General features: G+C 37.1%; 30 protein-coding genes. 3 read left to right on the top strand and 27 right to left on the bottom strand.

All coding sequences use genetic code 11. The features are described from left to right. Positions 1–135 precede the first annotated feature (135 nt). The 20 genes from CBG49_RS03275 to CBG49_RS03365 form a co-directional block, all read right to left on the bottom strand. Complete coding sequence (locus CBG49_RS03275; RefSeq protein ID WP_009414267.1) at positions 136–1,170, bottom strand: inorganic phosphate transporter; 1,035 nt, start codon at positions 1,168–1,170, stop codon at positions 136–138. Positions 1,171–1,558: 388 nt separating this feature from the next. Next, on the bottom strand, positions 1,559–2,020 hold the full coding sequence (locus tag CBG49_RS03280) for a lipocalin-like domain-containing protein (protein ID WP_088593358.1): 462 nt from the start codon (positions 2,018–2,020) through the stop codon (positions 1,559–1,561). A gap of 194 nt (positions 2,021–2,214) precedes the next feature. Further along, the gene (locus CBG49_RS03285) at positions 2,215–2,898 is read right to left on the bottom strand and encodes a porin family protein (protein WP_088593359.1); all 684 of its coding nucleotides are present in this window, start codon (positions 2,896–2,898) and stop codon (positions 2,215–2,217) included. Between the two features lie 277 nt (positions 2,899–3,175). Continuing rightward, on the bottom strand, positions 3,176–3,433 hold the full coding sequence (locus CBG49_RS03290; protein ID WP_088593360.1) for a DUF6952 family protein: 258 nt from the start codon (positions 3,431–3,433) through the stop codon (positions 3,176–3,178). Further along, a complete protein-coding gene (locus tag CBG49_RS03295) occupies positions 3,414–3,725 on the bottom strand; it encodes a thioredoxin family protein (RefSeq protein ID WP_002681786.1) in 312 nt (103 codons plus the stop codon). Before CBG49_RS03295 ends, CBG49_RS03290 begins: the two co-directional genes overlap by 20 nt. Positions 3,726–3,792: 67 nt before the next feature. Then, positions 3,793–4,428 carry a peroxiredoxin gene (locus CBG49_RS03300; protein ID WP_088593361.1) on the bottom strand — a complete coding sequence of 212 codons (636 nt, stop codon included), beginning with the start codon at positions 4,426–4,428 and terminating at the stop codon, positions 3,793–3,795. 144 nt (positions 4,429–4,572) lie between these two features. Further along, the gene (locus tag CBG49_RS03305) at positions 4,573–5,307 is read right to left on the bottom strand and encodes a tRNA threonylcarbamoyladenosine dehydratase (RefSeq protein ID WP_088593362.1); all 735 of its coding nucleotides are present in this window, start codon (positions 5,305–5,307) and stop codon (positions 4,573–4,575) included. A gap of 581 nt (positions 5,308–5,888) precedes the next feature. Further along, positions 5,889–6,470 (bottom strand): outer membrane beta-barrel protein, encoded by a 582-nt coding sequence (locus CBG49_RS03310; RefSeq protein WP_088593363.1) that lies wholly within the window; start codon positions 6,468–6,470, stop codon positions 5,889–5,891. A 169-nt stretch (positions 6,471–6,639) separates the two neighbouring features. Continuing rightward, complete coding sequence (locus tag CBG49_RS03315; protein ID WP_227002945.1) at positions 6,640–7,998, bottom strand: WD40/YVTN/BNR-like repeat-containing protein; 1,359 nt, start codon at positions 7,996–7,998, stop codon at positions 6,640–6,642. A 332-nt stretch (positions 7,999–8,330) separates the two neighbouring features. After that, a complete protein-coding gene (gene aspS, locus CBG49_RS03320; protein WP_088593365.1) occupies positions 8,331–10,079 on the bottom strand; it encodes an aspartate--tRNA ligase in 1,749 nt (582 codons plus the stop codon). 22 nt (positions 10,080–10,101) lie between these two features. After that, positions 10,102–10,407 carry a type II toxin-antitoxin system YafQ family toxin gene (locus CBG49_RS03325; RefSeq protein WP_088593366.1) on the bottom strand — a complete coding sequence of 102 codons (306 nt, stop codon included), beginning with the start codon at positions 10,405–10,407 and terminating at the stop codon, positions 10,102–10,104. A gap of 2 nt (positions 10,408–10,409) precedes the next feature. Continuing rightward, positions 10,410–10,634: an antitoxin gene (locus tag CBG49_RS03330; protein WP_088593367.1), complete on the bottom strand. Its 225-nt coding sequence runs from the start codon at positions 10,632–10,634 to the stop codon at positions 10,410–10,412. Positions 10,635–10,773: 139 nt separating this feature from the next. Continuing rightward, positions 10,774–11,940, bottom strand: coding sequence for a sugar-binding protein (locus CBG49_RS03335; RefSeq protein WP_088593368.1), 1,167 nt, complete (start codon positions 11,938–11,940; stop codon positions 10,774–10,776). 30 nt (positions 11,941–11,970) lie between these two features. Further along, the gene (locus CBG49_RS03340) at positions 11,971–12,288 is read right to left on the bottom strand and encodes a type II toxin-antitoxin system RelE/ParE family toxin (RefSeq protein ID WP_009420594.1); all 318 of its coding nucleotides are present in this window, start codon (positions 12,286–12,288) and stop codon (positions 11,971–11,973) included. Beyond that, entirely contained in the window at positions 12,251–12,523 is a 273-nt protein-coding gene (locus tag CBG49_RS03345) for a hypothetical protein (RefSeq protein ID WP_088593369.1), read from the bottom strand. The genes CBG49_RS03340 and CBG49_RS03345 overlap by 38 nt, the downstream gene beginning before the upstream one ends. Positions 12,524–12,604: 81 nt before the next feature. Beyond that, a complete protein-coding gene (locus tag CBG49_RS15845) occupies positions 12,605–12,775 on the bottom strand; it encodes a hypothetical protein (protein ID WP_167372066.1) in 171 nt (56 codons plus the stop codon). 4 nt (positions 12,776–12,779) lie between these two features. After that, positions 12,780–13,586 (bottom strand): type I methionyl aminopeptidase, encoded by an 807-nt coding sequence (map, locus tag CBG49_RS03350; protein ID WP_088593370.1) that lies wholly within the window; start codon positions 13,584–13,586, stop codon positions 12,780–12,782. Positions 13,587–13,639: 53 nt separating this feature from the next. Then, on the bottom strand, positions 13,640–15,259 hold the full coding sequence (gene pgi / locus CBG49_RS03355; RefSeq protein WP_088593371.1) for a glucose-6-phosphate isomerase: 1,620 nt from the start codon (positions 15,257–15,259) through the stop codon (positions 13,640–13,642). 105 nt (positions 15,260–15,364) lie between these two features. Further along, positions 15,365–16,099, bottom strand: coding sequence for a DNA cytosine methyltransferase (locus tag CBG49_RS03360; protein ID WP_088593372.1), 735 nt, complete (start codon positions 16,097–16,099; stop codon positions 15,365–15,367). Between the two features lie 14 nt (positions 16,100–16,113). Next, entirely contained in the window at positions 16,114–17,343 is a 1,230-nt protein-coding gene (locus CBG49_RS03365; RefSeq protein ID WP_088593373.1) for a M23 family metallopeptidase, read from the bottom strand. Positions 17,344–17,513: 170 nt separating this feature from the next. Here CBG49_RS03365 and CBG49_RS03370 point away from each other — a divergent pair, with 170 nt between their 5' ends. The 3 genes from CBG49_RS03370 to CBG49_RS03380 all read left to right on the top strand — a co-directional run bounded on the left by CBG49_RS03370 (position 17,514) and on the right by CBG49_RS03380 (position 20,754). Then, on the top strand, positions 17,514–17,759 hold the full coding sequence (locus CBG49_RS03370) for a FeoA family protein (RefSeq protein WP_088593374.1): 246 nt from the start codon (positions 17,514–17,516) through the stop codon (positions 17,757–17,759). 161 nt (positions 17,760–17,920) lie between these two features. After that, a complete protein-coding gene (gene feoB, locus CBG49_RS03375) occupies positions 17,921–20,086 on the top strand; it encodes a ferrous iron transport protein B (RefSeq protein ID WP_088593375.1) in 2,166 nt (721 codons plus the stop codon). A gap of 14 nt (positions 20,087–20,100) precedes the next feature. Further along, positions 20,101–20,754, top strand: a complete 654-nt coding sequence (locus CBG49_RS03380) for a hypothetical protein (RefSeq protein WP_088593376.1) — start codon at positions 20,101–20,103, stop codon at positions 20,752–20,754. Positions 20,755–20,778: 24 nt separating this feature from the next. Here CBG49_RS03380 and CBG49_RS03385 read toward each other — a convergent pair whose 3' ends face one another. The 7 genes from CBG49_RS03385 to CBG49_RS03420 form a co-directional block, all read right to left on the bottom strand. Then, complete coding sequence (locus CBG49_RS03385) at positions 20,779–21,681, bottom strand: transposase (protein ID WP_088592837.1); 903 nt, start codon at positions 21,679–21,681, stop codon at positions 20,779–20,781. Positions 21,682–21,977: 296 nt separating this feature from the next. Further along, on the bottom strand, positions 21,978–22,289 hold the full coding sequence (locus CBG49_RS03390; RefSeq protein WP_088593377.1) for a hypothetical protein: 312 nt from the start codon (positions 22,287–22,289) through the stop codon (positions 21,978–21,980). An 85-nt stretch (positions 22,290–22,374) separates the two neighbouring features. After that, complete coding sequence (locus CBG49_RS03395; RefSeq protein WP_088593378.1) at positions 22,375–22,881, bottom strand: hypothetical protein; 507 nt, start codon at positions 22,879–22,881, stop codon at positions 22,375–22,377. 825 nt (positions 22,882–23,706) lie between these two features. Beyond that, complete coding sequence (locus CBG49_RS03405; RefSeq protein ID WP_088593380.1) at positions 23,707–24,336, bottom strand: hypothetical protein; 630 nt, start codon at positions 24,334–24,336, stop codon at positions 23,707–23,709. 257 nt (positions 24,337–24,593) lie between these two features. Then, entirely contained in the window at positions 24,594–25,139 is a 546-nt protein-coding gene (locus CBG49_RS03410) for a DUF4303 domain-containing protein (RefSeq protein WP_088593381.1), read from the bottom strand. A gap of 46 nt (positions 25,140–25,185) precedes the next feature. Continuing rightward, a complete protein-coding gene (locus CBG49_RS03415) occupies positions 25,186–25,626 on the bottom strand; it encodes an SMI1/KNR4 family protein (protein ID WP_088593382.1) in 441 nt (146 codons plus the stop codon). Positions 25,627–25,706: 80 nt separating this feature from the next. Then, complete coding sequence (locus CBG49_RS03420) at positions 25,707–26,207, bottom strand: hypothetical protein (RefSeq protein ID WP_088593383.1); 501 nt, start codon at positions 26,205–26,207, stop codon at positions 25,707–25,709. Between the last annotated feature and the right edge of the window lie 25 nt (positions 26,208–26,232).

Below are 26,232 nucleotides of genomic sequence, written 5' to 3' on the forward strand. Positions count from 1 at the left end.
TATTAATATTAAAATATTTTATACATTTTAGTATACTGTTGATTTATAATTAGTTGTGTATCTTTTCCACTTTGGTAGATTTTACTCATCCGCAAGGCATTTCGTCTATTTTTTAACAATTCTTTAAGTATTTTATTAGAGCAAATTAGCTTTATCTGCTAAAAAAATCAACAGTAGAGAGAGTAAAAAGGATATAACAGGAGCAATCATCCACATTGTGAAAAATCGCTTTACTTGGGTTTTGCGAAATATATTTTTGTGTCCCATTTTGGCGACCCCTATACCGAGTATGGCAGCTACATTCACTTGTACTAAGGAGGTAGGTATACCTTTTACTACTGAGGCGAGCAGGAGTAGGCTACCTGAGATGAAGGCGATGATTACAGCTTCGAACTTGCCAAAGAGGATGATTTCCTTACCAGTATTTTTGAGTATTTTATGCCCAAACAGGGAAGCACCAATACCGAAACAGGGGGCTACTACTAAGGTGGCGAGCATTAGGATGACGATATGATCGCTTTCGCGGATGTGTAGCTCGTTGATGGTCATCGTATAGAGGGGGCCGGCGGCATTGGCAACGTTGTTAGAGCCTATGGCAAACGATACATAGAGAGCCATTATTACTAACACGATGTCCCATATATGGCGTTTGTTCTCATTTTGAGCGCGCTGAATGGTGAGTCCGCGACGGCGCATAGGTTGGTATATATATTTCCCAGCGAAGAAGCTGAGGAAATAGGATATGATGGGCAATATAAACCAAGCGGGGATGATTTCGACAAAGAGGTTATGGGTGTCTAACCTACCGAAATACAAGGCAGGGGCGGCTAAAGCGAGCACGGCTGCTTGGCTGGTGGATTGGGGGATGCCTGATATATTAGAGATGAGCATTGTTACAGCTATGGAAAATAGGGCAATAGAGACGACGGTGAAGTCCATAAACTCTGAAGGTAGGATGCCGCTGCCCATAGTGCCAGCTGTTTTTTTACCTGCTATAAAAGCACCTACAAACACCATTATCCCAAAAAGCCCTGGAATGATAGACTTCCTAATCACATTAGCGCCATAGCTGGCTGAGAAAGCAGGAGCAGTGCCACTACCTCCCATAGTAATTGCTACAGCCATTGCAGTGAGGAAGGGGATGAGTAACTGGTTGTATATAGGGGTCATTTTGCTTTTATATTGTATATTCGAGGCAAAAGTACAAAATAATTATCAATTAACAATTAAGAATTATCAATTAACGGTTAATAAAAAGAAAAAAGCCCGATATTGCTATCGGACTTTTCCATTAACCAACCAAAACTTTAAATTATGAAAACTATTATTTGAAGTTTTACAATGAGCTACCACCCTCATTGCGTTGGCAAAGGTACGGCGTTTTTTTGAAATACCAAAATAATTTGATGGTTTAACAAAAATTTAACAGTGGTAGTGATTGTTATGTATTGATAATTAGAAAGTTGCACTTTTTTGAAAAATCTCAAAGGGCTCTGAGAATCTTGGAGAATCTAGGGGAATGTCTCGGAGAAACTAAGAGAATCTCGGGGGGAGGGGGTTAGTTATTTTTTAATTTTTCAAGTTCTGCAAGTTGTTCAGTGGTGAGTTTGCGAAATACTAAAACTCTATTTGTTTCACCAGACTGGGTTGTAGCCTTTACTTTGAAAGTGATTTTATTACCCTCAATAGCAAACTCTGCTGGGTAATCTTGTTGAATAGCGGGGTTTGTAGCGATAACGATATTACCACGTACTCTGTAGGGACGTTTTTCGATACTAGCGTCCTTGTCGTAAACACACTTACCGGTACCATCATCTTTGAAAAATATTTCTTCGGTTTCGGTAGCTGAATAGATAACTACATTTTTAGCACATTCAGTAAGAGGTATGGGCTGATTATTATCAGTGATAGATTCTAATTTCCAACCGCCTATGAGTTGGTTAGGGGCATCGTTGTCGTCTTTGCTTTTGCAAGCGATAAGGCTTGTAATAGCTACTAAAGTTATTAAAAAATTTTTCATATTGAATGAGTGTTTATTCGATTTTGGGGCAAAGATACAAAATAATTGTTAATTGACAGTGATGTTGTGATGAGGGGGGAGTGTCTCGGAGAAACTAGGAGAATCTTGGAGGATCTCGGAGGGGGATTGTTATAGAAAAAGCTGCCTATGGGTTTAGACAGCTTTTTTATCATTATTACTTGTGTGGTTTAGTTTTAGAATTTGTAACCTACACCAATTTGGAATACGCGGTTTTTGAATTTCATAGGAACCCAATTTTTACCATCTTTTGAGTAATCTTTAGTAGATAACTCTGTGAGTCCTAAATTGAAGGTAGCATCGAAGAAGAGTCCTGAATCTAAGTTGTATTCAGCACCAAAGCCTAACCCTAAATCAAAGTTTTTATCAGGGGTAAGGGAGTAATTAAGTTTGCTAATAAGATTAGAATTATTAGCGGGCTCTGCTTCAAATTCTACTTTTGATAGGAAACCTAAGTTTACTCCTACTTTAGGGCGGAACCCATTGATATCGTATTTAAACCAAAGAGGGACATTAAGCTGCTGTATAGCCAATTTACTACTGCTGTTTAAATCTACTTTTCCAGAAAGGGGACCAGCGCTAACTTCAAGTGATTTTAAATTGGCTCCTTGGAAAGCATAGTCTATACCAGCTTCTACCCATAGTTTTTCGTTGAAGCCATATTCAATAAAAGCTCCAAAGTGAAAACCAGGTCTGTAAGCAGTATTAAATTTAGCGGTTCCTGTACCAATTATTGAATATTCAGGTTCGGAAACGCTTGACAATAAGAAGCCTGCTTTAGCTCCTACTTTGAATTCTTGGGCGTTGGCGGTGGTGATTCCCGCTACAGCCATTGCTGCAATGATAAAAATTTTTTTCATTTGTTTTTATATTTATTTGGTTATTACTATTTGATGGTTAGTTGTGCATTGTTTATTTCGGGGCAAGATTACGACAAATATTTGAGATATGCAAAAGTTTTTTTTAGGTAAGAGGTAAGAGATAAGAGGTAAGAGGGTGGAAATTAGCAAGTTAGAGAATTAGCAAGTTAGAGAATTAGCAAATTAGCAAATTAGCAAATTAGGGAATTGAAAAAGCCGTTCAGACCCCTCTGAACGGCTTTTTCGTTTTTAGTTAGTGAAAGAAATAATAATAATTTTACTTGTCGATAGAGCCTACTACACGCTTCATAAAGGTGTTGAGGGCTTCTTTTTGTGGAGTACCTTGTTTGATGAGTTCATCTACTTCGATAGCTCCGTAGAAATTGGAGAGCAATTCGCCGATTACGTCTAACTCCTCATCTTTGAGTTGTTCGCATTCTATGAGATTTTCGAGTGTTTCGATGGTCTCATTCACGTAATCTTGGTCGTTGTTCTCGATAAACTGAACGATATGTTTAATTACCGGTAATCTCATCTATAAATTCTTTTAGGAGTTCGGCTTTGTTAGTTTGCAATTGTTTTTCCAAATTACCGTTTTTGAAAGCGGCAAATGTAGGCAAGTTATCCACTTTGGCGAGTTTGCGTGACTCTGGGAAAGCCTCAGCATCTACATATACAAAAGTAGCGTTAGGGGTTTCGGCTGCATACTTTTTGAATTTGGGTTTTATGATTTTGCAGTTACCGCACCATCCTGCGCCGAATTGTACGAATACGAGGGGATTAGCGGCTATGATTTCTTGCAAATTATCTTGAGTAAGTTCTGTCATAGTGATGAAAAAATAGTGTTGAGTTTTTTAGTCAATGCATATTTACAATGATCAAGTTTTCAGTTTTTTAGTGAGAAGCTAAATAGCTTGCTACGCCTTTACGATCGGCATTCATAGCGTCTTTACCTTCTTCCCAGTTAGCTGGGCAAACTTCGCCGTGTTGTTGTACGTGAGTGTAAGCATCTACAAGGCGCAAGTACTCTTTTACGTTACGACCTAAAGGCATATCGTTGATACTTTCGTGGAATACTTTACCTGTTTCGTCGATAAGGTAAGTAGCGCGGAAAGTTACATCGTCACCTTCGAGGAGGTAAGCATCGGCAGTTTCGTCGTAAATTTCGCGAGAGTCGAGGATATCTAAGATGCGAGCGAGGTTACGGTTGCTATCGGCAAGGATAGGGTAAGTAACGCCTTCAATACCACCGTTGTTTTTAGGGGTGTTGAGCCACGCGAAGTGTACTTCGGCAGTGTCGCAAGAGGCACCTATTACTTTTACGTTGCGTTTTTCGAACTCGGCTAAGGCTTCTTGGAAAGCGTGGAGCTCGGTAGGGCATACGAAAGTAAAATCTTTTGGATACCAGAAAAGGAGTACTTTCTTTTTACTGTTTACGGCTTCAGAAAGCACGTTGATTTTGAATGTATCGCCGAGGTCGCTCATTGCGTTTACCTCGATATTGGGGAATTGTTTTCCTACAAATGACATATTATCTTGTGTTTTTATGTTCTGTTTACGGGTGCAAAAGTAGGATGTTTTTGAAGATTGTAAATAGTTTTCTAATTGAAAGATTTTATGAAGAGATAGGGATTAGTTATAGGGGGTCAGGGGTTAGGTGTCAGGGGACAGGTTTCAGGGGGTTGAGGGTCTTTTTAATAGATAATTGATGGCGGCGGCGGCGGCGTGTAGGCCAAAAGCGGCGGGCATAAAACTAATGGTGCCGTAGAATGACTTTTTGTAGTCGAGACCTTCGGTGCGCTGCATAGAGTCTTTGGAAACGATTTCGGAAGAGAATACAGCTTTGATACCCGAATCGATACGCTCGTTTTTCAAGCGTTTGCGTATAAATTTAGCCAATGGGCAGTTATAGGTTTTCATCAGGTCGGTTACTTTTATTTGGGAAACATCGGTAGCGCCTCCTGCTCCCATACAGCTCACTAAACGCACGCGTTGGCGTTTGGCTGAGAGAATGAGGTTGAGCTTGGGGGTGATGCTATCGATACAATCGATTACATAATCGAACTGAGGAGTTACGATTTCGGTAGCGCGTTCGGGGGTGAGGAATTCGTGTATTACAGTAAGGTTGAGTTGGGGGTTGATGTCTAAAAGGCGGGTAGCCATTACCTCGGTTTTGTTTTTGCCTACGGTGGAGTGAAGGGCAGGCAGCTGCCTATTGATATTAGAAAGAGAGACGCAATCACCATCGACAATAGTGAGGGAACCTACGCCTGCGCGGGCTATAAATTCGGCGGCAAAAGAGCCAACGCCTCCTAAGCCTACAATGAGTATATGAGCCTTTTGCAAGGTGTCAAGACCTTGCTGTTTGATTAATAGTTCAGTACGTTCTAACCAGTGATTGTTGTTCATATTTTAAAAAAGCCTCTTCGGTATGGAAGAGGCTTGTACTTTTATAGTATCAAATTTTCTACGGTGCAAAGGTAGGAATAATATTGTGAAGTGCAAAAATATTTTGCTACTTAACGTGAGTTCGACGTAAGTAATTATTAAATAATCAGCAAAATGTTTTAAATCTCCCACGAATTTCACGAATTTTCACGAATTTGGGAGTGTATAAAAGTCTTTATTTTTTATTATCTCACGAATTTTCACCTGACGGTGAATTATTTTGTGAATATATTATGTTACAAATCTGTAAATCAATGTTCTGTTATATCGAACTGACGTTACTTAATAAAACTGTCCGAAAAGTTTTATTTATATGGGCGTTTGCAAAACGCCCCTACACAACATACTCTAAAAGTGATTGATTATCAGATTTATAGACTTTGTCAAAGTTTTGGGACTTTGACAAAGTTTATGATGCAAAAGCGATTGGCTATCAGAATAATCAACTTTTCCAAAGTTGCGATCCGCACGGGCAGGAAACTTTGGCAAAGTATAGCGATGTAAAATCGAATTTGAGACTTTTCGGATAGTCTTTATGGTTTTTAGAAGAATAGAGCAACACCAATACCAACGCCGAATTTACCGAATTTTTCGGAATTATTAGTGTTTACTTTTTCCTTAAGGTTCATATAGTCATAGCCTACATAACCTGTAAGAGCAGCACCTTCGTTTACAAAGTAAGCGATACCACCTTTTAATCCAAAGAGAAAACCTCTTGATTTTTGGCTGTCACTGCTTCCTTCTGACTGCCAAGCGTATCCAACTTTAGCACCTACAAAAGGGGCTAATTTACCTCCAATAGGGAAGTAATAATGAGCATTAGGAGCTATAGCAAAACTGTTGGTAGCATCTGAAGCTCCTTTTGTTTTTTCGTGTCGGTATTCTAAACCAAGACCTACAGCCAAGTTGTTGATCACGAAATAGTTCACATTGGGAATAAACTTGAAAGTATTGGTAGTACTTTCTCTTTCAATAGTAGTGTTACCACGTTTTTCAGAAATAGTTACTTTTGTAGATTCGTAAGAGAAAGATAAATCAGAACCTACCATCCAGTTTCCTTTTTCAGTTTGTGCGTAGGTAGCGGCTGAAAAAGCTACAGCTACCATCAATAAAAATTTTTTCATATAATTCAATTTTAATGTTTATAAGGGCAAAGATATGAAATAATTACGAATTACAAGCTATGAATTACGAAAAAGTTGGTTTTTTATTTTTTCACTAATGGCAAAAACTACCATATCCAATTTGTTTTTAAGGCAAAAATCGATATTTTCTTTTAAGTCTGTAAATTTACTATTTAAAATAGTAGCGGTATAGCAAACCATCATCGGCAAAAGCGTATAACACATTTTGAGTATAGTAAAGTTTTTTGATATTGCTTTCGGCTTCAAACTCTTTTTGCCAAGTATTGCCTCCATCAGTAGTTTTGTAGATAACCTTGCCTGATGATTGCCAGCCTGTATTTTCATCTTGAAAAGCTAAGGATCGTACACCAATAGGAATTTCAAAAGGTAATTTTTGCCAAGAATATCCCCCATCAGTAGATTTGTATATTTTGTCAACTGATCCAGATATTAAACAATAGCCTATTTGATTAGTAGGAAAATCTACAGCAACGGCCATCCCATCTGGTTCATTTTGAAATACATATTCTGTCCATTGCTCGTTATTACCATTACAAAATAATATTTTGGGAGTAGCCATACCTTTATTGATAAGTCCTCCAATCCATATATGGTTTACATCTCTTTTAAAAGCAAGAAACTGATAATCCATTCTTCGATCAGATTTTTCAACTTCTCTTACAGAATAAAAATCCTTTCCGTTAGTTGATTTATAAACATCACCATCTATTGAGACAATAATAATATTTTTCATTTCATCATCACAAACCACTCTATTGAACTTGATACCCTTTTTACTAAAAAAATATTTTCCAGCCCTAATGAGAGGAAATGGGTCTTCTGTACCACCATAAGGAACTTTGTATATCTTAAAATCATATACATTAAAACCTTCATTATTAGGAGTAACATAGAAATCTGATTCGTGATTAAAAGGACCAGTATCCTCCCATCTTTTCCAAGAAATACCATTATCTTTGCTAAAAATGACAAGATTTGCAGCTCCTCCCCATATTTGAGTGGAGTATAAATATTCACCCACAATTTGGGTTTTCATAAAATTACTATGATGTTCTGAGGATATTTTTTCCCATTGAGTTTTTACCCATTGTCCTACAGCCTTGTCAATGATACCTATTTTTTGTTCATAGTCATTGGTTACTTTGTTGTCTACCACAGTTTTTTCGCCAAAGTAGAATTTCAACTCTGGCAAATAGGTACTACTGCGGGGTAATACAAGGGTGAGTTTCTTACCATCGGCTGAAACTGAGGTGATAGTAGCTTCAGTATCTCCAAAAGTTACTTTGCATTGTTCTTTTTTAGGGAAATTTTCGCCTAAAATATCCACGCTATCACCTGCATAGCCGTAGTTTTTGCTATACGAAGTGATAACAATTGCTTTTTGTTCAACGGGTGGGGTAACATTGCCGTTACCGTTTCCATTTCCATTGTTAGGGTTAGAATCGTCTTTGCTACAAGAGGTGAGTAGTAAGAGCACTAAGCCTACTGCTTTTAAAACTTGTTTCATATACATTTTATTTTTAGCGTGAGTTCGGCGTAAGTAATTATTTAACAATCAGCAAAATATTTTAAATCTCCCACGAATTTCACGAATTTTCACGAAATTGGGAGTGTATAAAAGTCTTTATTTTTTTATTATCTCACGAATTTTCACCTGACGGTGAATTATTTTATGAATATATTATGATACAAAGCTGTAAATCAATGTTCTGCTATATCAAACTGACGTTATTTTTAGCGTTTTACATTGCAAAAGTAATATTATTTTTCACAAAAACAATAAAGGCTGTCGCAAATTTTAGTTTGTGACAGCCTTTTATTTGCTAATTGACAAATTTTCTAATTTGCTAATTGAATGCTTAGTTCTTTCAGTTGTGCCTCATCAATAGGCGAAGGGGCATCAATCATCACATCGCGACCGCTGTTGTTTTTAGGAAAAGCGATAAAGTCGCGGATAGTTTCTTGTCCGCCGAGCAGAGCTACTAATCGGTCGAAGCCAAAAGCCAAACCACCGTGAGGAGGAGCGCCGTATTTGAAGGCGTTCATCAAGAAGCCAAATTGTGCCTGTGCCTGTTCTGGGGTAAAGCCTAACAACTCAAACATTTTGGCTTGTAACTCTTGGTTGAAGATACGTATAGAACCACCGCCTACTTCGTTACCGTTGAGCACGAGGTCGTAAGCATTGGCACGTACGGCACCTGGGTTGCTGTCGAGTAACGGAATATCCTCAGGTTTAGGCGAGGTGAAAGGGTGGTGCATTGCAAAGAAGCGTTCTTCCTCTTCGCTCCACTCCAAAAGAGGGAAATCTACGACCCATAGAGGGGCATACTCATCAGGTTTGCGCAAGCCGATACGCTCGGCAAGTTCCATACGGAGGGCGCTGAGTTGCCCACGTACTTTGTTTGCCTTGCCTGAAAGGATACAGATAAGGTCGCCTGCTTTGGCCCCAGTGCGCTCTGCCCACGCCTTGAGGTCGTCCTCGTTATAGAATTTATCTACTGATGATTTGAAGCTACCATCTTCATTGCATTTTACATATACCATTCCCGAAGCGCCTACTTGCGGACGTTTTACCCATTCCACCAAAGCGTCAATCTCTTTGCGGGTGTAGCTGTTGGCACCAGGGACAGCAATCCCTACAACTAATTCGGCTTCGTTGAACACCTTGAAATCGCGGTCTTGCGCAAGGTCGTTGAGTTCGCCGAACTTCATACCAAAACGGATATCGGGTTTGTCGTTGCCATAAGTTTTCATCGCCTCGGCGTAGGTCATACGAGGGAAAGCCCCAAACTCTAAGCCTTTGAGTTCTTTGAGTAGGTGTTTTGCCAAACCTTCAAAGGTCTGGATAATGTCCTCTTGCTCTACAAACGACATTTCGCAATCTATTTGGGTAAACTCTGGTTGACGGTCAGCGCGGAGGTCTTCATCACGGAAGCACTTTACGATTTGGAAGTACTTGTCTAATCCGCCTACCATTAGCAACTGCTTAAAGGTCTGTGGTGATTGTGGAAGTGCATAGAACTCACCAGCATTCATACGGCTAGGCACCACAAAGTCACGAGCGCCTTCGGGTGTTGATTTAATAAGTACAGGGGTTTCTACCTCTATAAAGCCTTGTCCAGAGAGGTAGTTGCGCACGATCATGCCTACCTTGTGGCGGAAAATAAGATTATCGCGCACAGGGGTACGACGTATATCGAGATAGCGGTACTTCATACGGAGGTCTTCACCGCCATCGGTATTATCTTCAATGGTAAAAGGAGGGAGTTCAGAATGGTTGAGCAAGGTGAGTGCTGTAACGAGGATTTCCACTTCTCCGGTAGGAATATGAGCGTTCGCTGCCTCGCGTTTGATCACAGTACCTTGAATTTGAATCACATCTTCACGAGAGAGGGTTTTAGCTTGCTCAAAGACTGTTTTATCAGTGCGTTCTTCATCAAAAATAAGTTGGGTGATGCCATAGCGGTCGCGAAGGTCTACCCAAATCATAAATCCCTTGTTGCGGACGCGTTGTACCCATCCGCTGAGGGTTACTTGTTGTTTTTCGTGCGAGAGTCGTAACTCTCCACAAGTATGCGTTCTGTACATTTATTTTAATTATGAATTAGTGCTATTTCTTAAATAATTCGGAGTGGGAACCTACTCTTACCAAGTAAATTTCATTTTGTCCCTCATCATATTGCAACCAAATTATCAATAAATCAGGTAGGATATGGCATTCTAAATGACCTTTATAATTACCTGTAAGTTTATGGGGGCTCATATAATCAGGTAGAGCCTCAACTCCTCCTTTTTTTAATAATGTGATAGTGTCAGTAATCTTCTTTACTTTGGTCTCATCATTAAGGAATTTTTTAAAATCCTTTTTGAAAAGTCCTGTATAGTATATTTCATATTTAAATGTTTCTTCTTCCATAGTTAGTTTTTAAGAGATTCTATTAATTCCTCTACTGTTGCATAGCTCTTCTTGTTTTTATCTTTAGCCATAGCTTCGGCTTCTTTCATAGCTTGTAGAGTAAGATCATTAGGGATATAGCTCTCTTCTTGAGGGGGGGTGTATTCAAAATCAATGTTCATTTCTTTGAATAGGGTAGTTAGTACATTGATTTGATTTTGAGTTTTAGGATAAACTAATAGACACATAATATTCAATTTTTAAGTTTTTTACTTTTGATACTCTTCTATACGCCTACTCGCTGACTTCCTCCAAAGAGAAAATGCGATGCAAAAGCAATAACATTCTGTTAATCAGAGATTATTATTTTTCAACTCTTGATTCATATTAATAATAGCTGATTTCGTAAATAGTAGAAGCGTCTTGTTTAGTGAATTTCAATTCTTTTCTATCCAAATACTTTCTCTTACCATTCTCTTCTTTATAAGAAAAGGTGTAAACTCTCTCTTGTTCGTATTTTACATCAATAGGTTTGCCTTTGGAATCTTTGGTGATGTGCTCTTTATGAGTAATACTAAACTTATAAGTGCCATTGGCATTAGTGAACTCTTTATAAGTCATATTTTTGATCGTACCTGCTTTTATTTTAGCAATTAGAGCTTCTAATTCTTCCACATCTTCATTTGAGGTTGAACCAGAAGAGAGACTTACTCCGTCATCATCACCAGAACGATTTTCTACTATACGACTTACATAGCCGTCCTTATCGTAAGCATAAGTGAATTTTATAAGTGTAGCATACGATACTTTTTCCTTTTTGTATGTATAAGATTTAGATATAGACTCCAAGAGGTTTTTAGTAGGGACACCTACTGGGAGTGCATTTAGCAAATCAAAATAGGTGGTATAGATATCTATTTCATCTCTTTCTTCATTGTTGAAAATAAAAAAGCGATTCTTATTTTCATTAGGATAGTAAGAAAATCTCATTTCGTTAGTTTCTTCTGCTCCTCCCCAAGAAGTAGAAGTATGAGTTTCAGCAGTTAAGTTGCCATCTTTCCAAATAAAACTATTATCGTCTATTTTAAATAGCTGACCTTTTTCATCATAAGTGAGATAACTATCACTATCTATTTTTTTTAGATAACCCTTATTATCTAAAGGGTAAACAAGATCTTTTTTCCCATCGTTTATTACTATTTTCTCTTGAGGATAACTGAATTCATAGGTTACTAGTTCACCTCCTTTATTAGAAGTGTATTTTGAAATGCGCCCCTGAGCATCATATTCATAAGAAAAGACTCCATTTTCTAAAGTATATATAAACTTAGGTTCACCATTTAGAAAATAGGTCGGGTCGCTATTAGGGTTCTTTTTTCTATCTAAATAGGTAATCTTTACCTCTTTAATCCTCTTTACCACAGTAGTTTTAGGGGGTTCAGGATTATTAGGTGTTGGGTTGTTTGGGTTATCAGGAGTTGGATTTTCGTCGCTCTTTCCGCAAGAAGCTAAAGTAAGAACGGCAGTTGCTACTAGAAATAAGGCTTTTTTCATTGTTGATAATTTTAAATAATTCATTTATTTTTATATTCTATTGAGATTTAACTTCTCGGGGTTATTTCTGTTATCCCAAAAAGATATAATTTCAATCACTTGTTTTTGTTCTATAATTTGGTAAAAAATTGAAAAATTACGAAGTACAATTACTCTTCTTACATCCTTTCTATTATCTACTATTGTTCCTATTCTTGGATTATACTCAAGCATTTCACAAATTTTAGCTATTTCAGCTTCTAATTTTAGAATATAACTTTCTGATTGAGTTTTTTCTAACCAATACAGCGAAATATCATACAATTGAATTTTAGCTTTTGGCAACCAAATAATCGTTAGATCTTCCATTTTCCCAATTCTCTATGAGTTCTCGTAATCCTTTCATTACTTCATTATGAGGAATAAAGACACCTTTTTTTGCCTCTTCTAAACCTTCATCTATAGAATGTAGTTCAGCTTCTGAAACCTTTGTATAAGGTTCAGTGTATTCATTGGTAACAATCTCAAAGTCTAAATTTTCAAGAGCAGCTTTAGCCTTTTCCAATGAGAGATGTTTAGGTGGTTTAATAATAAGTGTACTCATAATTTTAGTATTTTTAAATTCAATTATTTTTGATATACTTCAAGTTCTTTAGTAAGAATTTATAGACAAAAGTTTTTTCTCTTAGGCTTCTTTCTCTATGAGTTCTCGTAATCCTTTCATTACCTCATTATGAGGAATAAAGACACCTTTTTTTGCCTCTTCTAAACCTTCATCTATAAAAAGTAGTTCAGCTTCTGAAACCTTTACATAAGGTTCAGAATTGTCAGAGATATTGGAAATAAAGGTGTTCATTCATCTAATTAAGCAAAAACTCGTCCTCCTCATTGCTTTTAATGCCTAAGGCTTCGTATATGTACTTGAAGGTGGAGAGCAATTTAGGTTTGCCATCGATGAGGGCTACATCGTGTTCAAAGTGGGCAGAAGGTTTGCCGTCGGCAGTGAGGATTGTCCAACCGTCTTTGAGTTGGCGTATGCTCTTGGTGCCCATATTAATCATAGGCTCTATAGCTACGACCATTCCATCTTTAAACTTCTTACCATTACCGCGTTTGCCGTAGTTGGGCATTTCGGGGTCTTCGTGCATTTTGCGTCCTACGCCGTGCCCAACGAGTTCGCGCACTACTCCATAGCCGTGTGCCTCACAATGTTGTTGTATAGCGTGTCCCACATCGCCTACGCGGTTGCCCGCACGAAACTGACGGATACCTATATACAGAGATTCTTTGGTTACGCGCAATAGTTCTTTTACTTCGGGGGCTACTTCGCCTACTTCAAAAGTATAAGCGTGGTCGCCATAGTAACCGTTTTTCAACGCTCCGCAATCTATTGAGATAATGTCGCCTTCTTGTAGCGGACGGTCGTTAGGAATGCCGTGTACTACTTGCGCATTAGGGCTCATACATAGGGTGTTAGGGAAGCCATACAAGCCCAAAAATCCTGGGATAGCCCCTTGACTGCGGATGTACTCTTCGGCGATTTTATCTAAATAAAGGGTGGTTACCCCTGGTTTTACTTCTTTTGCCATTATCCCCAAAGTACGTGATACTACTTGGGCTGCTTGGTGTAGTAGTTCTATTTCTTCGGCTGTTCTAATGTGAATCATATTGTAGGAGTTAGGAGTTAGGAGTTAGGACACTATTTCCTAACTCCTATTTCCTAAGATTTGAATTGTTTTAATAAATTGGTTGTGGAACTGTCGTGAGCAGAGAGTTCGGTAGCGGCGATGTCTTTAAGGATTTTGCTTGCCAACTGTTTGCCGAGCTCTACGCCCCATTGGTCATAACTGTAAATGTTCCAAATCACACCTTCTACAAAAATCTTATGCTCATACATTGCGATAAGGCTACCCAAACTTTCAGGGGTAAGTTTATCGATGAGGATAGAGGTTGTAGGGCGGTTCCCTGTAAACACTTTGAAAGGCACTAAGGCTTCGTTTACCTTGTCACCCATTTCTTTACGCACTTCGGCTTCGGTTTTACCTTTTAAAAGAGCTTCGGTTTGTGCAAAGAAGTTAGCCATTAGCTTGTTATGGTGGTCGGTATTGCCGTGCAATGAGTGTTTAAAGCCAATGAAATCAGTAGGTATCAATTTAGTACCTTGGTGGATGAGCTGGAAGAACGCGTGTTGAGAGTTCGTTCCTGGTTCACCCCAGATGATTACCCCAGTTTGGTAAGGGATAGCGTTGCCATCACGATCGGTTTGTTTACCGTTACTTTCCATTATACCTTGTTGTAGGTAAGCTGCCAAGCGTTGCAAATACTGAGTATAAGGAATGATCGCTTGACTTTCGGATCCGTAGAAGTTGTTGTACCACACGCTGAGTAATGCCAATACTACTGGAATGTTCTTCTCAAAAGGAGCTGTGCGGAAATGCTCGTCCATAGCGTGTGCTCCTTTGAGCAACTTATCAAAATTGTCGTAACCTACCGATAGAGCAATGCTGAGACCTACGGCACTCCACAACGAGAAGCGTCCACCTACCCAGTCCCACATAGGGAATACATTATCAGGGTCGATACCGAATTTATCAATCTCTTGCAAGTTAGTAGACACCGCTACAAAGTGTTTAGCAATATCTTTTTCTGAGCCTGATTTGAGAAACCATTCTTTTACAGTAAGCGCATTCGAAAGGGTTTCGAGTGTTGTAAAAGTTTTAGAAACAATCACTATCAAGGTAGTTTCGGGGTTGAGGTGCTTGATAGTTTCAAGCACGTGGTCGCCATCTACATTGCTGATGAAGTGTACGTTGAGGTGATTCTTATAGAATTTAAGCGCCTCAGTTACCATTGCCGGACCGAGGTCAGAGCCACCGATACCGATATTCACCACATCGGTAAAGGCTTTACCGGTATAACCTTTGCGTTTGCCGCTGATGACTTCTTCGCTGAACTGTTTGATTTTGTGTTTTACAGCCACTACTTCGGGCATTACGTTCTTGCCATCTACGTTTACTACGCTGTTTTCGGGCGCGCGAAGGGCAGTGTGCAAAACCGCACGTTTTTCGGTATTGTTGATAAGGTCGCCACCGAAGTACTTTTCGATAGCATCTTTAAGGTGACATTCGTCAGCGAGTTGCACGAGGAGTTTCATTGTTTCCTCATCGATGCGGTTTTTAGAATAATCTACGTAAAAGTCGTGCCATTTGATAGTGAATTTTTCACCGCGAGCAGGGTTTTTCTCAAAGAGAGAAAGCGTATGGCGGTCTTTTACTTCAGTAAAATGTTTTTGCAATGCTTTCCAAGCATTGGTTTGTGTTGGATTACTATTTTTTAACATTTTAAAAATAATTATATTAGTTGTTAGTTATCAGTTATTAATTATAAATTGTGTTTCAGACTGCAAAGGTATAAAATAATCGCAAAACACGAAAAATAACTTGTCTTAAAGAAATACTCTATCTATTGCTTCTTTTAGTCTTTTTATCAGTGCCAAATTAGGACTTTTAACAGCTTGAGTGTATAATTGGGTATCGCTAATCTTTGGTAGAACATATTTTTTTGAATACCCCTGAAAATTGAAAATCTCTCGAGGAGTAAGCCTACGAATGCCAAAATCATCTCGTACAAAAGTATTTTTTATAACACTCATTTGTAATGATATACTAGCATTAGGCAACAGGGCATATACTTTTGATGATTTTATTTGGTAAAGAGTATCTTTACACTTCATTTCTCTCATCAATTCTATTGAAAAAGCCGAACTGAGCTCTACATAATAGCAATCCCATTGTTTACCTTTTTCCAAAAAATCATTAATAGTACGACTTGTTGGCATTTTTTCTGGAAACTGAAACACTTCCTGCTGTTTTATACTCATTTTGTCTAAGACAACGATAAAAACCGATTCTTTATCCATCGGTATATCAACATACTCCTTAGGGCTCATCAGTTGATAATAAGTGTGATAATCTTTACCTTCAAAAAAAGAAAGTAACTCCTTTAATGTTTTTCCCTTTGTATCGGTCAAAAGCCCTTTCTTACCTTCTAACAACATTACTTTAGGACGTGATGCTAATAACTCAATCTCTTTTTGAAACGCTTCTATACCGAAGATTTTGTATGTAGGTATTTCCTCCTCTTCTAATAAGTCAAAATATCTAAATTCAGTAGGTTTCATAATAGCTAAGCCACTTAATTTCCTAATTTATCCAATTGTTCTTTTAGAGGTTTGATAAACTCTAAATACTTTGCTTTTAGCTTGGCCTCTATAGGCACCGAGTCAGGTAGTTTTTCTTTCAAGGGGTCTACTTGCACACCATTTTTCCAAAAGCGATAACACACGTGAGGGCCTGTTGCTAAACCGGTACTTCCTACCAGTCCAATCACTTCACCTTGAGCTACGTGTTTCCCTTTACGGGCTAAGATTTTTGACATATGTAAGTACTGTGTTGTATACATATTGTTGTGGCGCACTTTCACATAGTTACCATTGCCTGAACTATAGCCTGCTTCTATGACGGTACCTGCAGCAGTTACGCGTATAGGGGTACCCGCAGGAGCGGCATAATCAGTGCCGAAGTGCCCTTTCATACGGTGAAGCACAGGGTGAAAACGCATTCCAAATTTAGAAGTAATACGGAAGATATCCAAAGGTGATTTTAAGAACATACGTTTCATCATATTGCCGTTCTCGTCGTAATAGCCATTTGTACCTTTGATAGAATCGGTGGTAAAATTGAAAGCGTAATACGCCTTACCTCCCCATTCAAAATAAGCGGCTTTTACTTTTTCAACACCTGCATAGATGGTGTCGTCTACATAGCGTTCGTCGTAAATAATTTTGAATTTATCGCCTTTTTGCAAGCGGAAGAAGTCGATAGTATAATCGAATATTTGGCCTAATTGATAGGTAGCATTTTGGCTAATTCCAGCATTTTGTGCATCGACAGTAAGGTTGTTTTCAATTTCACCTTTTATAGCTTTTTCTTTTATAGAAACTTTTCGTTCAGCGTTATAAGCGTGGATAGAATCGGTGAGTCGCACTACGATATAATTTACAATATCGGGTTGATAGACGAAGCTATGAGGTGTATCGGGGTGTTTTTTGTCGAATAAAAAAGCATAAGGATGCCCTACGCGGAAATCCTTAGGTTTGATAAATTCCTTAGTTACCTCGGTAATATGATGGATTTCGTTTGCACCGATATGCTGTTCTTCAAGGAGTTTGCCAAAAGTATCGCCTTGTTTGAGGGTGTCTTTCACAATGTTGTAGTCGTTGAGGTTGAAGCCAAACTCATACACGGGAGGTTTAGGGGCTTCGGTAGTGGAAGAGGCAGTAGTTTTTTCGGTTTTAGAGGTGCGGTCACAAGCCGTAAAAAGTAATAGAGAGCTGAGTAGTGAAAGGTAATATATTTTTTTCATTCTAATTGTTTTAGTAAAAAGATTGCAAATAGTGCGCCAAAGGTAAGAATAATTTGTCAATTAGCAAATTTGTCGATTAGCAATTTTGCTTCTAAAAATATTTTGTCAATTCATTAAAAGTTTGTAATTTTGCTCGTCTAAAAATATATTTTGAATTATATAAACCTTTTATGACTCTTACTTTAGCCTCTTTAAAAATAGGACAAACAGCTGTTATTGTGGGATTTGCCCCTGAATGCCGACAAGAAGTGCGACAACGCTTACTCGACTTAGGCTTTGTGCGCGGCTCAAAAATTAAGATAGAAAATGTGAGTCCGCTTGCCGACCCGATTGCTTATACTATTCATCATACCCAAATTGCTTTGCGCAAGAGTGATGCACTTTGTGTGCTGATTCAGGTAACAGATAACAAGTAACAGGTAACAGGGGATAGAGGATAGGGGTTGTTCAAAAAAATGATTAATAATCAAGCTAATCAACTTTGCTAAAATCTGAAACTTTAGCAAAGTGTAGTAATAGAGATAAATAAAAAAGAATAAATCAAACGAGCTGTTTAACGGCTTGTTGTACTACGACTATGAAAAATATTTGTGATACTTGTGCACTTAATCCTTCAGCTTCCTTAAAACCTTTAGGCGAGGAGGCGGGCACTTACCACTATACCATTGCTCTTGCAGGAAATCCTAACACGGGCAAGAGTACCGTTTTTAATGCGCTCACAGGGTTGCGTCAGCATACGGGCAACTGGCCTGGCAAAACCGTTACCCGCGCTGAGGGGAGTTTTTCCTATCACGATCAGCGTTATCGCATTATCGACCTGCCAGGTACATATTCGTTGCTCTCTACCTCGGAAGACGAGGAAGTAGCACGCGATTTTATTCTCTTTGGCAAACCCGATGTAACGGTGATTGTAGTAGATGCAAGTCGATTAGAGCGCAACCTCAGCTTGGCATTGCAAATACTTGAAATTACAGATAAAGCGGTACTGTGTCTCAACTTGATGGATGAGGCACGCCGCCATCATATCACTATTGATACGCGTACTCTTTCTCGCGATTTGGGTATTCCTGTGGTGGCGACTTCAGCACGTACTAAAGAAGGGATTGCCGATTTGCTTTTTGCTATTGAAGATGTAGTAAGTGGTAAATTTCAAACCAAAAAACAGACTTACATAGATCTTCCTAAAGAAAATGCTGAAGCTATTGCTGAACTGCAATCGGCACTTTCTGAACTCAACCCCGATTTACCAAATACTCGTTGGCTTGCTATGCGACTCATTGAAGGTGATGAGAGCGTGCAAAAAGGGGTTATAGCAGGCACTTTTTCAGCTGAAAATAATCCCGAAAAACAAACACGAGCGCTGCGTATAGCCGATGAGTATCACAAGATTTTAGGCGATACCTACCGCAATGATTTGGTAGAGGCAATTTATGCTGAAGCTACGAAGCTGATTAACGCTTCGGTAAGTACTGATTTTTCGGCGCGTTCTTTCCGTATCGATCGTGCGATTGATAGGGTAGTTACGCATAAAATTTGGGGTTTTCCTATTATGTTTCTGCTGTTGGCAGGCGTGTTGTGGATTACTATTATCGGGGCTAATTATCCTTCACAATGGCTTTCGGATCTGTTTGTAGGGTGGCTTTATCCGCTTTTGAAAAATGGAGCCAATGCCTTGCATTTTCCTTGGTGGCTCAGTGGTTTCCTCATCGATGGGGTATATTTAGCCACCACGTGGGTGATTTCGGTGATGTTGCCCCCAATGGCGATATTCTTCCCTTTGTTTACTCTTCTTGAAGATTTTGGTTACTTACCACGTGTGGCTTTCAATCTCGACAAGCTCTTCCGCACCGCGGGCGCTCACGGCAAACAAGCCCTCACAATGAGTATGGGCTTTGGCTGTAATGCTGCAGGGGTAGTAGCGACACGCATTATCAACAGTCCGCGTGAGAAACTGATAGCCATTATCACCAATAACTTCTCGCTTTGCAATGGGCGTTGGCCTACCCAAATACTTATTGCGACCTTGTTCATTGGGGCATTAGTTCCCAAGCAGTGGAGCGGTACAGTTGCGATGCTCGCAGTGATAGGAATCGCAGTGTTGGGTATAGTATTTTCATTCCTCACCTCGTGGTTGTTGAGCAAGACCCTCCTCAAAGGAGAATCATCATTTTTTGTATTGGAATTGCCGCCTTATCGTCCGCCGCGTTTTTTTCAAACACTCTACACCTCACTTATTGATAGAACCCTTATCGTACTTTGGCGTGCTATTGTGTTTGCTGCCCCTGCAGGAGCAGTGATATGGCTAATATGCAACTTGCAAATAGCCCAGCAACCCATTGCGCTTTGGCTTATACAAGGCTTAGACCCTATAGGTGTGTTTATAGGTTTGAACGGAGTGATTTTGCTCGCTTATATTGTTGCTATTCCCGCCAATGAAATTGTAATCCCTACGGTGTTAATGCTCACCACTATGGTATTAGGACAAACAGCAGTAGGCGAGGGAGCTGGTGTACTTATGGAAGCCTCCACCTCACAAGTGGGCGTATTGCTACACGCTGGTGGATGGACACTCCTCACGGCTGTAAATCTAATGCTTTTCAGCTTGTTACACAACCCTTGTAGTACGACTATCTACACTATTTACAAAGAAACCCACAGCAAGAAATGGACACTTATTGCTACCCTGTTGCCTGTGCTCTATGGGATAGTGGTGTGTTTTCTCGTCGCACGAATTTTTGGTTAAAACACATTAGAAAGATGAAACAAGTTACCCTATTTTTAGTATTGTTAGCATTCAGTTTAGTAGGGAATGCCCAGCCTTTTCAGATTCAAAAAATGAAAGATTTTAGCAAAATAAGTTTTAAAGATTGGCAACCCGATACTTCCTTTGTATTTTGTGGAGGGTCGATTACTTATTTGCGAAAAGGAGATGATAAAGTGCAAATACTTATAGACGAACGAATAAAACAGATAATGTTCAGCAGTGTTGTACACCCTTATGGGTATGTGTATCAGTATGATGTTCATAGTAATAAACTTATAAAAAGCACTACATTTTTTTATGATATGCTTGTAGGGAAGACCTATCATTACGGCGCAAATGGGAAGATTACTAAAGAAGAAGATTGGGATGCCCCTTATAAAATATCTATTGATGAGCTAAAAACTATTTGCAAACAGAAATTTCATCTCGATTTGATGGATGTCTCCTTGAAGTTAGACGTTCGTAGAGCAAATCATCAAAAACCTGTTTATGTTATTTGTATTCCAGCACCTTATAGAAGAGGACCAGAAGGGAAATACATCACTTTGAGTGCAGATAATGGAACAGTCCTTTTTGAGAAAGAAATTCATTCTAAAGCAGAATTTAAAGCGTGTTTAAATGAAATTTACGGTATTTCAGAAGAATAAAAGGTTAATAATGCTAATCAAGGTTTAAAATAAATTTTCAAAGAGTAATGCAGTAGCTATTTTTCCAAAGATATGGACAAAAAGTCCTTTGCTAGAGCGCACTTTTCCAGCATATTGTATTTGAGTCTTTTCATTCAACCAATTAAAGAACGATTCAATAGGTTGTCTTATAGATGAAACAGCCTTATTATACAAAGATTCAAAAGCAAAATCTCTCTGTTTTAATACTTCTGACTTGTTCTTTTTCATTTTTATAGGTGTTATCATTTCACTATTATTTGATTTCAAAACTTCATTAACAGCAGCACTTTGATAAATCTTGTCAGCAATAAAACAAGTATCTGTTAGCTCTTGCCAATTTTCTTTGAAAACACTTAAATCATTTTCACTAGCTTTGGTAACAATATAATCTTTCAAATAAGGAAGAGTACCTTTTTGATAAGCACCTAAGGCGTGTAGTTTCACACCATAATACCACATTTTTTTCGAGGAACAATAGCTTTTATCAGTAAAATCACGAGCTACTTTTCCTTTGCCATTTCCTTTACAAGTAACAATAGGACAAGAGTCTAAAATATTGATAGACATTTCTCTTTGCTCTGACATTCCTATTAAAATTTGTTCAATAGATATATGCTTAAAGACTTCGCTAAGTCTGTTTAAACGATTATTAAAGGCTTGATAAGAAGGTATTTTAGGGAACCAATCAAGCCAGTAATCTTTGATGAAATTATACATTTCTTTTATTTTGTACTTGTGTTCAACACCAGTGCAAAATAGATAAATTGTAATAACTTCTTGATCTGTAAATACAGGTTTGTTGTTATTGCTAAATCGCTGACAAAAATATTGTAAATAATTATCGTATTTTTGACATATTGTTAAATATATTTTTACTAATTTTGTCGCCGTAGTCTGATTTATCATTTATATCTGATTTTTTTTTGACACCACAAAGATAGTGATTTATCAGACTACTTTTATTTTTTCTACTTTTTCAACTCTTGATTCGCATTAATAGTTAATGAACAATTAGCTCTGCAAAGTGTTACCATCATCGGATTTAAAACATCCACCTCTCTTGCGGACTTCCTTCAAAGAGGGAGATGCGATGTAAAAGCAACAACATTCTGTTAATCAAGGATTATTATTTCTCAACTCTTGACCCATATTGTAATAAAAGGTTTATAGCTTCGCAAGTGTTGTAGAACAAAAACATATTTTTAAATAGTAATTATCCAGCCTAATATAAAAAATAATACCCATATAATATGTAACACCCAAACAATGATTGCCCTATCAGCATCTCTTATCTTCTTTTGCCAAAGGTATAATAATAAAGAACAAATCACTACATACACCCCAAACAATATGTAATACACTTGATATTGCCACAAAGGTGGTTTGTATATTTCATAATCCATTCGTTGCATCAGATTTTCTGTATCAAACCAAACTCCAGTCATCCAAGAGAACTGAAATATCGCAAAGATATTGTAAATCCAAAATAAAAATACAATTTTATATAGTTTCATTATTTAGAACTTTTTCTTCATTAGACCTTACAAAAAAACATCTGGGTGACATCCTTTTTAGCCCAATATACGCATTTTTTACCATCTATTTAGTTCTCTTACTTAATTGTTCCAATCGGAATTCTTTAAAATTCTTGTAGAAAACAAAGTCTTCAGGAAGTAGTTCGTCAGCAATATGCCATTCGATAGTATCTCTTTGTCTGAAAATATAGAAACATTCGTAAGGATAATCACGAATGAATTTGAAATTTAAAAAAGGATATGCTTTAGCATTATTGAGATATGCTTTAGGTATTGATGAAAAAAGACTATCTGCATTGAAAGGGATATCTATTATTGTAGAATCTTTAAGAACTCCCTTGTTGTAAATCTGTTCATGGATTAGAAATCTGTTTTTAGTAACTTCAACTATTTCTAGTTCATCTTTGTCGATATTTATAGGGATCTCAGGTTCTACATAAAAATATTTAATCTTTAAGATTTCATTTTCATTGGATTTTTGTGCTTTCTCTATGGTATTTTTGTCGCTTTTTTGTTCTTTGGTAGAGCAAAAAAAGAGTGAAAAAGCCATTAGTAACAAGTAAAATTTCATCTGTTTAGGAATTTAAAAGGTAATACGCTGACAAAGGTAATGATTTTTTAGTGGAAATCAAAAAGTTTTTTCTAATAAGAAGAGATTATTCAATTAACAATTGACAATTAAGAATTAACAAAAGTGGTGTGAAGGGATTGGCGGCTGGCGCTGCTGGATTTCACGAATTGTGAGGCAAAATGGGGGTGATTTATAGAGATAAGCCCACGAATTTCACGAATTTTCACGAATTTGGGATTGTATAAAAGTCTTTGTTTTGTATTATCTCACGAATTTTTCACCTGACGGTGAATTATTAGAATTATTGTACCCATAAAAAAGGGTTTATACAGATTTCTAAAACCTCTCTAGCACTAATATACTCATAAAATGTTAGAAAAATAACAGCTATTATCATAGGAAAATAATAATACCATAGAAATATTACTATAGGAAAAACATAGTAACTGTAGTCACTAATATTGCATTTTTTTAATATATACTTGATTATTTTGAAAATAATAAAATGCAAACAAAAAATCCAAATAAGTAAAAAAGATAGTTTTACTGAGTAGTAAATAGAGAATTTATTTATAAATTTTACAATATCAGGTTTAATAGAGAATAGATATGATAAAAATTTAGTGCTGAAAAAGCTATTACTTTCTATATAAGCAAAGAATATTTTTATTACTAAAAGAGTGAGTACTATTATGTACAAAAAGTCACTCATTATTTTTTTAGGGAGATAAAACATATATTTCATTATAACACACTATCTACAATTTCTTTTTTCTTCAAACTAATCTATTATATTATCCATAAATACTTTTACTTTTTTAATTTCTAAAGAGAATGCACTTCTTCAATATCGACTATAAAACCTTCAAAAATTTCATTATATATGCTATTTTTTTCATTATTTTTTGCTGAATAAAAGCATTCTTTGATAAAAGGATCTCTTTTAAAACATAAAATAATATACAAAAGCGTTTCAAGTTCTTCTACAGAAGATATATCATTCAGCAATTTTAGATAAACACTTTTGTTAGCTTCCATATAGGTTATAATTGAGGGTAAAAGAGGGGCTTCCCTCCCTACTGAAATAGGAATAAAATGCTCAAACGGCTCTATTTCAGTATTATATTTAATTATTATATGCTCACCTTGCGCATTTCTGTCGTTACCATTGAATATTTCAAAAATAATATTTAGAAGTTCGAGTCTGTTGTTTGTAATGGTTACCAATTCATTAAGAAAAGGTAGTATATAAAAACAGCTTTCGGATAGACCTCCTTGTATAACAATATGGTTGTCTAACTGCCAATAAGCGATATTTCTTTTGTGAGGATCATCATCAATAAGGTTGTTCAATATATCAGCGATATTGTAATCTATAAAGCCTAAACGATCTTTTAGCGCTTGCCACGCTACCTTTCTGACGGAGCTTAATATAATATCTAATGGTTTATTCATATCAATTGTGTTTTAACGATGTAGAAAAACGTGTACAAAGTCGGTGAGCTGGCGCAGTATAGAGAAAAGCTCCCACGAATTTCACGAATTTGCACGAATTTGGGATTGTATAGAACTCTTTGTTTTGTATTATCTCACGAATTTTCACCTGACGGTGAATTAAAAGCCTCGCACTTTAGACGTATATTTAACTATTAAAATCCTCTTTGGGAGGAGCTATAATTTATTCTAATCTTTGTGTTTTATAATAAATAGTATTATTCCTCTACTTTGGGATTATCTTTTAACCATTCTTGAATGTTCTTTGCTTCATTGAGTAAAAGGGCTCTATCTACATCAGAATTGTCGTTAGGAATACACTCAACGTTGATATAAACTTGCTCTCTCGGCTGATTGATTGAGAAAACACCTTCCTGATCCAATTTTTGCATCGCTTGTACCATTGCCGAGATTCTTAGTTCAAACTCTCGTTCTATTTCATCTTCGTCTTCCATATTAAGAATACTAGGATAAGTATCTAACAAACTTTGAACAGGCTTGAAATATTCTTCACCAAAAGCGTAATAAGGCGAATCGGCAAAGTTCCATTTGTATAACCAAATTTCTTCTTTGGGATGTTTAGGTATCTCTCTGTCTAAGGCTTCATAAGACCAAGCTGATAGAATAGGTGCATAGCCCTCGGCAGGAGCAAGTAATACACAATTGTAATAATGTTCCTTGTTCTTAAACAATTCCAAGAATGCTTCTTTAGCACACTTATAGATAAGCTGACTTAATGCTTCTGTTCGCGCTTCTTCTGTCATTTTGATTTGATGTTACTTGTTGAAAATATTTCTTAGGGTTTATTATCTATTGTGGTAAAGTAGTATGCTCTAAAATGGTTATAAACTCGCTGAATGTATCGCATATAAAGTAGGTATTACAATCGCTATTGGAAGCCTCAAAAAAGTGAGAGTGATCATAGAAATAAATCCCTTTGGAGAAATCACCTACGTCTGTGGTTACTAAAAGGAGCATTCCTCCTCCTGGATCTCTCCCGATGACAAGGCTTTTGCTCGGAAAATCGTCACTGAACTCTTCATAGATTTTTATACATTTTTTTATATCATAGAAAAGATCAAACATAATGTATTCCTCTATATCCTTTACATAGAAATAGGCTTCATCAATGGTAGCGCCGTCATTTTGGGCTAAAAAATTAAAATAATCATCGGGCAAGGTAAAGCCTAAAAGCTCCTGAAAAGCAAGGGCTTTTGCTTCACTCCCTTTGTTAATTGCTTCTATTTTCATACTTGTAAAATGTTATGCTTATTATTTTGTTTTTTTATAGATTGGTAAAGCATAGGAAACTTAACAATGTACTTAATATTTCATTCTTTATGATCTATGATATGTATAATTTCAGCAAAATATTGATGTAGTTTCTCTATTATAAACTCTTCGGGTACTTTAAAAAATAGGAGATCATCAAGAACATAGTATATAATAGACTCTTCTGATTCTAGATGGTTAGAAAAGAAGCATAATAGTAAATTTACTAAATGTTGTTCTCTTGTTTTCTCATCTATATGCCCCCTATATTTACTAAGATTTGCAAAGAAATCCTTTTTCAATGTTGTTGCTTTTATTTCAAAGTCATTATAGGTTAATTCAAGGTAGGATAATTGTTTTTGAACATACTCGGTAATAGAAAAGGGTAACACTCCTAGCTCTATAAAAGGAAAGAAATCGGCTATGAAGTGTATTTCTTTCTTCAAGAAATTAAACCCTTCAGAAATATATTCATACCAATAGTCATTAATACATTCGACTAACTCGTGTACTGTGTTAAACTTATCTGTTTGTATATTAGTTTTTGTATCTGAAAACACTTATACTATATAAGCTACAAGCTGT

It is taken from the genome of Capnocytophaga endodontalis, from assembly GCF_002209445.1.
Classification (GTDB): Bacteria; Bacteroidota; Bacteroidia; order Flavobacteriales; family Flavobacteriaceae; genus Capnocytophaga; species Capnocytophaga periodontitidis.

Excerpts from the sequence above, each read along its gene's own strand:
- CBG49_RS03275 (WP_009414267.1), bottom strand. The coding sequence starts at position 1,170 with ATGACCCCTATATACAACCAGTTACTCATCCCCTTCCTCACTGCAATG.
- CBG49_RS03280 (WP_088593358.1), bottom strand. The coding sequence starts at position 2,020 with ATGAAAAATTTTTTAATAACTTTAGTAGCTATTACAAGCCTTATCGCT.
- CBG49_RS03285 (WP_088593359.1), bottom strand. The coding sequence starts at position 2,898 with ATGAAAAAAATTTTTATCATTGCAGCAATGGCTGTAGCGGGAATCACC.
- CBG49_RS03290 (WP_088593360.1), bottom strand. The coding sequence starts at position 3,433 with ATGAGATTACCGGTAATTAAACATATCGTTCAGTTTATCGAGAACAAC.
- CBG49_RS03295 (WP_002681786.1), bottom strand. The coding sequence starts at position 3,725 with ATGACAGAACTTACTCAAGATAATTTGCAAGAAATCATAGCCGCTAAT.
- CBG49_RS03300 (WP_088593361.1), bottom strand. The coding sequence starts at position 4,428 with ATGTCATTTGTAGGAAAACAATTCCCCAATATCGAGGTAAACGCAATG.
- CBG49_RS03305 (WP_088593362.1), bottom strand. The coding sequence starts at position 5,307 with ATGAACAACAATCACTGGTTAGAACGTACTGAACTATTAATCAAACAG.
- CBG49_RS03310 (WP_088593363.1), bottom strand. The coding sequence starts at position 6,470 with ATGAAAAAATTTTTATTGATGGTAGCTGTAGCTTTTTCAGCCGCTACC.
- CBG49_RS03315 (WP_227002945.1), bottom strand. The coding sequence starts at position 7,998 with ATGAAACAAGTTTTAAAAGCAGTAGGCTTAGTGCTCTTACTACTCACC.
- aspS (WP_088593365.1), bottom strand. The coding sequence starts at position 10,079 with ATGTACAGAACGCATACTTGTGGAGAGTTACGACTCTCGCACGAAAAA.
- CBG49_RS03325 (WP_088593366.1), bottom strand. The coding sequence starts at position 10,407 with ATGGAAGAAGAAACATTTAAATATGAAATATACTATACAGGACTTTTC.
- CBG49_RS03330 (WP_088593367.1), bottom strand. The coding sequence starts at position 10,634 with ATGTGTCTATTAGTTTATCCTAAAACTCAAAATCAAATCAATGTACTA.
- CBG49_RS03335 (WP_088593368.1), bottom strand. The coding sequence starts at position 11,940 with ATGAAAAAAGCCTTATTTCTAGTAGCAACTGCCGTTCTTACTTTAGCT.
- CBG49_RS03340 (WP_009420594.1), bottom strand. The coding sequence starts at position 12,288 with ATGGAAGATCTAACGATTATTTGGTTGCCAAAAGCTAAAATTCAATTG.
- CBG49_RS03345 (WP_088593369.1), bottom strand. The coding sequence starts at position 12,523 with ATGAGTACACTTATTATTAAACCACCTAAACATCTCTCATTGGAAAAG.
- CBG49_RS15845 (WP_167372066.1), bottom strand. The coding sequence starts at position 12,775 with ATGAACACCTTTATTTCCAATATCTCTGACAATTCTGAACCTTATGTA.
- map (WP_088593370.1), bottom strand. The coding sequence starts at position 13,586 with ATGATTCACATTAGAACAGCCGAAGAAATAGAACTACTACACCAAGCA.
- pgi (WP_088593371.1), bottom strand. The coding sequence starts at position 15,259 with ATGTTAAAAAATAGTAATCCAACACAAACCAATGCTTGGAAAGCATTG.
- CBG49_RS03360 (WP_088593372.1), bottom strand. The coding sequence starts at position 16,099 with ATGAAACCTACTGAATTTAGATATTTTGACTTATTAGAAGAGGAGGAA.
- CBG49_RS03365 (WP_088593373.1), bottom strand. The coding sequence starts at position 17,343 with ATGAAAAAAATATATTACCTTTCACTACTCAGCTCTCTATTACTTTTT.
- CBG49_RS03370 (WP_088593374.1), top strand. The coding sequence starts at position 17,514 with ATGACTCTTACTTTAGCCTCTTTAAAAATAGGACAAACAGCTGTTATT.
- feoB (WP_088593375.1), top strand. The coding sequence starts at position 17,921 with ATGAAAAATATTTGTGATACTTGTGCACTTAATCCTTCAGCTTCCTTA.
- CBG49_RS03380 (WP_088593376.1), top strand. The coding sequence starts at position 20,101 with ATGAAACAAGTTACCCTATTTTTAGTATTGTTAGCATTCAGTTTAGTA.
- CBG49_RS03385 (WP_088592837.1), bottom strand. The coding sequence starts at position 21,681 with ATGATAAATCAGACTACGGCGACAAAATTAGTAAAAATATATTTAACA.
- CBG49_RS03390 (WP_088593377.1), bottom strand. The coding sequence starts at position 22,289 with ATGAAACTATATAAAATTGTATTTTTATTTTGGATTTACAATATCTTT.
- CBG49_RS03395 (WP_088593378.1), bottom strand. The coding sequence starts at position 22,881 with ATGAAATTTTACTTGTTACTAATGGCTTTTTCACTCTTTTTTTGCTCT.
- CBG49_RS03405 (WP_088593380.1), bottom strand. The coding sequence starts at position 24,336 with ATGAATAAACCATTAGATATTATATTAAGCTCCGTCAGAAAGGTAGCG.
- CBG49_RS03410 (WP_088593381.1), bottom strand. The coding sequence starts at position 25,139 with ATGACAGAAGAAGCGCGAACAGAAGCATTAAGTCAGCTTATCTATAAG.
- CBG49_RS03415 (WP_088593382.1), bottom strand. The coding sequence starts at position 25,626 with ATGAAAATAGAAGCAATTAACAAAGGGAGTGAAGCAAAAGCCCTTGCT.